Raw genomic sequence first — 7,293 nt, 5'->3', positions numbered from 1 at the left:
GTGGCCGCCCCGGTTTCCCGGGACGGCCACCGGCCTTCGTTTACAGGACTCGGCAGGTCCTCTACACGCGGATCAGGCGCCCACCGGCTCGGTGGCGGGGGCGACGGCGTACAGCGCGTCGCCGCGGTCGACTGCGCCGGTGTGCTCGTCGGTGACGCCACCGAAGGCGGTCGCGTTGGACACCACGATCGGGGTGACGGTCTGGTAGCCGTCCGCGGTTACGCCGGCCCAGTCGACCTCGACCAGCGTCTGTCCGCGCAGCACCTTGTCACCGGCGGAGACCCGCGGGGTGAAGTGCTTGCCGTTCAGTTCAACGGTGTCCATGCCGACGTGGATCAGCAGCTCGACGCCGCTGGCAGAGCGGATGCCGTAGGCGTGGCCGGTCGGGAAGGCGACCAGCACCTCGCCATCAACCGGCGAGACGACGGGCCCGGAGTCCGGCACCACCGCCAGGCCCGGACCAAGCATCCCGGAGGCGAAGGTCTGGTCCTGCACCTCGGACAGCGGTACCGCCCGCCCCTGGATGGGAGAGGTGATGGTGAAGTCGGTGGCGGCCTCGGCGGGCAGTTCCACAGTGGCGGAGTGCGCCTTGGTGGCCTCGGCCTCGAGGGCGGCCTCGTCCACCTCGTCGTCGGCGGCGAAGGAGGCCTGCCCCTTGGGGGTACGGCCGTAGACGAAGGCGGCTGCGAAGGCGATGATGAAGGTGACCGCCTCCAGGGCCAGGTAGACCGGGATCTTCTCGGTGATGATCGAGACGAAGCCGACGAATCCGGCCGCGCCCAGTGCAGCGCCGCGCACGTTGAACAGGGCCACGCCGGCACCGCCGATGGCGGCGGCCCCCATCGCGATGAAGAACGGCCAGCGCAGACGCAGGTTCACACCGAAGATGGCCGGCTCGGTGATGCCGAAGACGGCGGAGACACCACCGGCACCGGCAAGACCCTTCATCTTGGCGTCGCGGGTGTTGAAGAAGACCGCCAGGGCCACGGCGCCCTGCGCGACGTTGGCCATGGAGGCGATCGGGAAGATGAAGTCGCCGACGCCGCCGTTGACGGGCAGCAGCGGGATCTCGACGGCCGGGAAGGACTGGTGCAGGCCGGTCACCACGATCGGCGAGTAGACCAGGCCGAACAGGAAACCACCGATGGGGCCGAGCGTGTTGTAGGTCCAGTCCAGGCCCTCGGTGATCCAGATGGACAGCTGGCGGGTGATCGGGCCGACGATCACGAAGGTGAGGAAGCCGGTCAACAGCATGGTGATCAGCGGCGTTAGCAGGAAGTCCGCGGTCCCGGACAGGCGCTTGTGCAGCCACTTCTCGATGGTTGACAGGATCCAGGCGACGCACAGCACCGGGATCACCATGGCCTGGTAGCCGATCTTGTCGACCGTCAGACCGAACAGGCTCCACGTGTCGGCGGTGCCCATGTAGTCCCAGAAGGCCTGGGCGGCCTCCTCATTGGCCATGTTGTAGGCGGACAGCAGCGAGGTGGAGACCATCGCCGCACCCATGGCGGCGCCCAGGTAGACATTGCCGCCGAAGCGCTTGGTGGCCGAGTAGCCGACCAGCACCGGCAGGAAGGCAAAGGCCGCCGAGGAGATCATGTTGATCAGATCGGCGTAGTCTGCCAGCCAGCCGTAGCGCCCGACCAACGAGTCACCCTTGAAGAACAGGTCGTTCGCGGTGAGCACGTTGTTGATCGCCATCATCAGACCGCCGGCGATCAGGGCGGGAAGGATCGGGACGAAGATGTCCGCGATCATCTTGATGAAGCGGGAGACGATGTTGCCGCTCTTGGCGGCCTCCTGCTTGGCCTCGTCCTTGGAGACCTCCTTGACCCCGCCGGTCTTGACCATCTCGTCGAACACGATGTCGACGTCGCCGGGACCGACGATGATCTGGAACATACCGCCGGCGACGAAGGTGCCCTTGAGATCGGGGTCCTTGTCCAGCGCCTTCTGATCCACCTTGTCCATGTCATTAAGGACAAGGCGCAGGCGGGTCGCGCAGTGCGCGGCCGCATTGATGTTATCCGCGCCACCGACGTATGTCAGGACGTCTTTCGCCACGCGGGCGTGATCCATAGCCACCCGGGCTTCCTTTCTGTGGGAACTGATCACTCTGCATTGAGCTCGACGGAAGGTTCCGGTACGCCGGGGGTCGGTCGCCGACCGGGCGCTTAGACCTATGTCAAACGTTGGTCAGACTACCTTCGCCCCTGGAGTTCCGCAACCGTTGGGGCCGGGCAATTCGCCGCGTTGACGCGCCCCGCCGCGGACGCGCACCCCAAGCCTGCACTCAGTCGTAAACAACGACGCCCGCTGTCAGTTGCGCTCCGTCGTCGGCCAGCAGGCCGGCACCGGTGGCGTGCGGGGCGACGAAGCTGCGCAGGGTGAAGGCGATCTCGCCGTCACCTACGAACACCTCGGTAATGGAACGGTCGTGCAGCACCTCCAGTCGCGGCGCCGTGCCTGCGGGCAGCGTGACGATACGGGTGGCGCCGTGCTGCGTGTAGCGCGAGCGGGACCGATCCACGATCAACTGCGTGGCGCCGTCGGTGGCACGGGCAAGCTCGATGGTGACGCAGGAGTCGGCGGTGCCGATCCGCACCCCCCACCGGTCCGCATCGGGCGCGGCCTGGAGACGCAACTGCCAGGAGCGGTGCCCCTCCAGTTCCCGGATGGGGGCGGCCGCTTGACGGCCCTCCCCCACCAGGGTTAGCCCAGGCGTGGCGTCGCTCGGCGTTGTCACCGGCCGTTGTAGCAGGCGACCGCCGCGCAGGGTCAGCACGCGCGGCACCGTCAAGGCATGCACCCAGCCGCCGGTGTCGATCGAAGGCTGATCATCCTCGGAGGCGTTGCCCGCCCACGCGGTCAGCAGGACCGGGCCGGGCTCGCTGGGACGCCGTGCGAAGGCCTGCGGCGCATAGAACTCGAATCCGCGGTCCAGCTCGGCGAAGGTCCCGTCGCACTCGCGCAGCTCGGTGCCCACCAGGCGGCCGACGGTGTAGACGCAGGGGAAGATGTTCTCGTAGCCCTCGGTGTCGGGGGCGACTCCCTGCGGGCACCAGATCAGCACGTCACGCACCTGCCCGGTAAGCTCGTCGGTCAGGCGCACCAGGCCGGGGCACTCCCACATGTAGCCGAAGTGGTCGAAGGCGCCGCCGGCGTCGGGGAAGGTCAGCTCACCCTCCAGCTCCCACTCACGCAGGTCGGTTGAGCGGTACAGCAGTGCGGTTCCGGTCAGGTCTTCGCGCTGGACGCCCAGAAGCATGCGGAAGCTGCCGGGTTCATCGGGATCGCGCCACACCTGCGGGTCACGGTAGTGAGCGGTGTAGCCGGCGGGGTGGTCGGGCAGCAGCGGATTGTCCGGCCACTTGGTGAAGCCGGCCAGGTCGGGGCTGGTGACCAGGCACTGGCTGGCGGTGCGCTCATCGGTGACCGGATCCTTGAGGTTGCCGGTGTAGAAGAACTGGTAGGGGGCGCCGGCTGGGGCCGCGGCAATCTCCTCCGGCTCCAGCACGAGCGCACCGCCGGAGTAGGCGCCGGAGCGGTCGTAGAACGAGTCGGGGATGATGGCCGGATCGTGGTGGGTCCAATGCAGCAGGTCCCTGGAGGAGGCGTGTCCCCAGTACACCAGCTTGTGGTGTGGGTGGAAGGGGCTGAACTGGTAGAAGGCGTGGTAGGTGCCGGAGTCCACCAGCAGGCCATTGGGGTCATTGAGCCGTCCGACGGGCGGGGCCAGATGCACCACGGGGTAGTCGGGGTCTGCGGCTGCGTGTGAGCGGGCTACAGCCTCCAGGGCGGCCGCTCTCAGATCCTCGGTCATGTGGCGACACTAACAGCCGGACTCGTTAGGCATCACCCGAACGCGCACACGACGTGTCGGCGGTTTAGTGGAAGTACGGGATGATGAGCCACAGCCCGAACAGGGCGATGGCCACCACGCAGGCGATGAAGAAGCCCGCGGCCACTTCGGCGGCGTGCAGCCCGTTCACCTCGCCGGACCGCCGCTTGATGCGCACCGCGGTGAGCATGCGCACGGCCGCGGAGGTGACGGCGAGGATGAAGGCCGCTCCGACCACGGTGACCAGCGTGACCAGGCCCAGCGAGGACCAGTCGATGCTCATACCAGCGCCCCCGTCCCCCGGTCACTGGGGCTGGTACCCACAAGCTCGGCCTTGACCTGCTCCAGGCTCCTCGGGGGCCGCCCCAACTCCGGATCCGTCCGCTTGGCGACGACCACCTTGTCGGCGTCGTTGACGTTGGAGAAGTCCACCTTGTTGTGGTTGGCCTGGCGGATGATGAGCAGGGCGCTGAGCAGCAGCAGCACAATCACCCCAATGGTGCCGATGACCCCGCCCTTGACGGCGATGAAGGAGGTGACGGCACCAACCACGGCGGCACATGGCAGCGTAATGAGCCAGGCGGCGCCCATCTTCCCAAAGGTGCCCCAAGAGACCTTGGCGCCTCGGCCGATACCTGTGCCGAGGATCGATCCAGTGCAGATGTGCGTGGTGGACAGGGCGAATCCCAGGTGGGAGGAGGCCAGGATGGCGACGGTGGACGTCGTCTCCGCGGCGAATCCCTGCGGCGGATCGATGTGGACCAGGCCCTTGCCCATCGTCCGCATGATGCGCCACCCGCCGGAGTAGGTGCCCAGCCCGATGGCCGCGCCGGCGGCGAGTACGACCCACGAGTACGGTGCGGATCCCGCCTCCTGGTATCCGGCGGCAATGAGCACCAGGGTGATCACCCCCATGGTCTTCTGCCCGTCGGAGGTGCCATGGGCCAGGGCCACCATGGAGGCGGAAATGCGCTGGCCGTAGCGGAACATCTTGTCACCGAACTTGTCCGTGGGACCGGTAATCCGGTAGCTGACCCAGGTGGCGACAGCCGACGCCGCCGCGGCTACGGCGGGGGCGATCAGGGCGGGCAGCATGATCTTGGAGATCACCGTGCCCCAGTGAACCCCCTGGAATCCGGCGGCGACGACGACGGCGCCGATCAGTCCGCCGAACAGGGCGTGTGAGGAGGAGGAGGGGAGGCCCAACAGCCAGGTGGCGAGGTTCCAAAGGATCGCACCGGCCAGTCCGGCGAACACCATTTCGGGGGCCGCCTGGATCAGGGCGTCGTCGAACATGCCGTGGGAGATCGTCCTGGCGACCTCGGTGGAGAGGGTGGCGCCGACGACGTTCAGGACGGCGGCGATCAGCACGGCGCGCCGCGGCGTGAAGGCGCCCGTGGCAACGGAGGTTGCCATGGCGTTGGACGAATCGTGGAAGCCGTTGGTGAAGTCGAAGACGAGCGCCGTGACTACGACCACGACCACGATGAAAAGGGTTGTACTCATGCCATTCCCGGTCGGGTGGGCGGGAGCGCGGTCGCGTCGGAGGCTGTCCGGCACTTAACGCACCCGGGTCGTGTGAAAGCGACCTGCTGTCATTTTTACCCCGCCGGCGCGAGCCGCCGAAGCCCAGACGGAGGGAATTCACCAACTGTTCACTCGAGGTGTGGTGGCGGCGACGTCGTCGCTCGGGCCCAGTGGGCCGGGTCACCCCCGGGGGCCAAGCCGAAGAGTGGCAAAGAGGCCCACGCCTCACCGCTGCGCCGCCGCGCCGCCGGGCACCGGACGGGCCCGAGCGATAGGGTCGCTTCCATGGCAGCCCGAAGCGGTAGCAGCAATACGCGACAGACCCCCAAGCGTCGGCGCGCACCCTCCGCGCCCCTGGACCTCGGCATTGACCTGGGCACGACGCGCACCGTCGTGGCCCGTGCGGACCGAGGCAACTATCCCGTCGTCGGCTTCACCGACACCGACGGCGACGTACACGAGTTCTTCCCCTCACTGACGGCGCTCACCGACGACGGCCTGGTACACGGCTTTGCGGCCCGGGCGGCCGCCCGGAACGGCGCACCGCTGCTGCGCAGCCTCAAGCGCCTGCTCTCCTCCCCCGCGGTCACCGCCCAAACACCCGTGCAGCTCGGTGACGCGAGTTTCACGGTGCTGGAGCTATTGACCAGTTTCCTGACGACCGTGCGTGCACAGCTGACCGACTCCGGCGCATTGGAGGGCGCGGCCCCGGGCTCCGAGGACGCCAACATCGTGGTGGCGGTACCGGCGCACGCCTATGGAGCCCAGCGGCTGATCACCCTGGACGCCTTCCGGGCGGCCGGCTTCCACGTCACCGCGATGCTTAACGAGCCCAGCGCCGCCGGCTTCGAGTACACCCACCGCAAGTCCGCGACCGTGTCCTCCCGGCGCACTCGGGTGCTGGTGTATGACCTGGGCGGCGGCACATTCGACACCTCGCTGGTGGACGTGCGTGGTCGGTCGCACGAGGTTCTCGCCTCACGCGGGGCCTCCGACCTCGGCGGCGACGATCTCGACCTGCTGCTCGCCCAGCTGGTGCTGGACCGGGCCGGGGTGGCCGAGGAGGAGTTGACCAGCAGGGAGCAGGATGACCTGCTCGACGAGTGCCGCGACGCCAAGGAGTCGATGGCACCGCAGACCCGGCGCCTGCTGATCACCTTGCGTGGCAGGGACGTGGTACTGCCGGCGGCGGACTTCTACGCCGCCGCGACGCCGCTGCTCCAGCGCAGCCTGGACACCATGGCCCCGCTGATCGGCCGACTGGACGACGGCGGACCCGACCTGGCCGACATTGCCGGCATCTACCTGGTGGGCGGTGGCTCCGCCTTCCCGCTGGTGCCGCGGCTGCTGCGGGAGCGCTTCGGGCGGAGGGTGCACCGCTCCCCCTACCCGGGCGCCTCCACCGCGATCGGCCTGGCCATCGCCGCCGACCGCAATGCGGAGGTGGCACTCACCGACCGGCTCTCCCGCGGCTTCGGCGTTTTCCGGGAGGCCGACGCCGGTGCGCGCACCGTGTTCGACGCCCTGCTGACCGAGGAATCGGTGCAGGAGCGGGCCGACGGCGAGTCCGGCACGATCATCACCCGCCGCTACCCGGCCGTACACAACATCGGCCGCTACCGGTTCGTGGAGTGCGCCGGGGTGGATGCATCCGGTGAGCCACGTGGCCGGCTCGCGCCTTATGAGGATGTGCTGTTTCCCTTCGACCGCTCCTTGCGCGATGCCGAGGACCTGGCGGCGATACCGGTGCATCGGCTCGGCAACGGCCCACAGGTGGAGGAGCGCTACGACATCGACGGTGCGGGGCTCATTCGCGTGACATTGACGGACCTATCGGACGGCTACTCGCGCACCTACGTGCTGGGCCGTCGTACCGCCTGAAGTACGACGCCGCCCGGCGTGCGCCTTGAGGCGCACGCCGG

5 protein-coding genes are annotated in these 7,293 nt (G+C 68.4%); 1 reads left to right on the top strand and 4 read right to left on the bottom strand.

What is annotated here, in order from left to right:
* Positions 1-72 precede the first annotated feature (72 nt).
* The 4 genes from DRB06_RS03185 to DRB06_RS03170 all read right to left on the bottom strand — a co-directional run bounded on the left by DRB06_RS03185 (position 73) and on the right by DRB06_RS03170 (position 5,350).
* Positions 73-2,082, bottom strand: a complete 2,010-nt coding sequence (locus DRB06_RS03185; protein WP_181575174.1) for a sucrose-specific PTS transporter subunit IIBC — start codon at positions 2,080-2,082, stop codon at positions 73-75.
* Between the two features lie 214 nt (positions 2,083-2,296).
* Positions 2,297-3,826: a glycoside hydrolase family 32 protein gene (locus DRB06_RS03180; RefSeq protein WP_108967079.1), complete on the bottom strand. Its 1,530-nt coding sequence runs from the start codon at positions 3,824-3,826 to the stop codon at positions 2,297-2,299.
* Positions 3,827-3,890: 64 nt separating this feature from the next.
* Entirely contained in the window at positions 3,891-4,127 is a 237-nt protein-coding gene (locus DRB06_RS03175) for a hypothetical protein (protein WP_111819123.1), read from the bottom strand.
* Positions 4,124-5,350, bottom strand: a complete 1,227-nt coding sequence (locus tag DRB06_RS03170) for an inorganic phosphate transporter (protein WP_108967077.1) — start codon at positions 5,348-5,350, stop codon at positions 4,124-4,126. Before DRB06_RS03170 ends, DRB06_RS03175 begins: the two co-directional genes overlap by 4 nt.
* Before the next feature lie 306 nt (positions 5,351-5,656).
* On the opposite strand from DRB06_RS03170, the gene DRB06_RS03165 reads away from it, so the two are divergent.
* On the top strand, positions 5,657-7,252 hold the full coding sequence (locus tag DRB06_RS03165; RefSeq protein ID WP_111819122.1) for an Hsp70 family protein: 1,596 nt from the start codon (positions 5,657-5,659) through the stop codon (positions 7,250-7,252).
* The last annotated feature ends 41 nt before the right edge of the window (positions 7,253-7,293 follow it).

The sequence above is a fragment of the Actinomyces sp. Z5 genome (genome assembly GCF_003287795.1).
Classification (GTDB): domain Bacteria; phylum Actinomycetota; class Actinomycetes; order Actinomycetales; family Actinomycetaceae; genus Actinomyces; species Actinomyces glycerinitolerans.
Note: the sequence above shows the minus strand (reverse complement) of the source record. Positions and strands in the feature narration are given on the sequence as shown.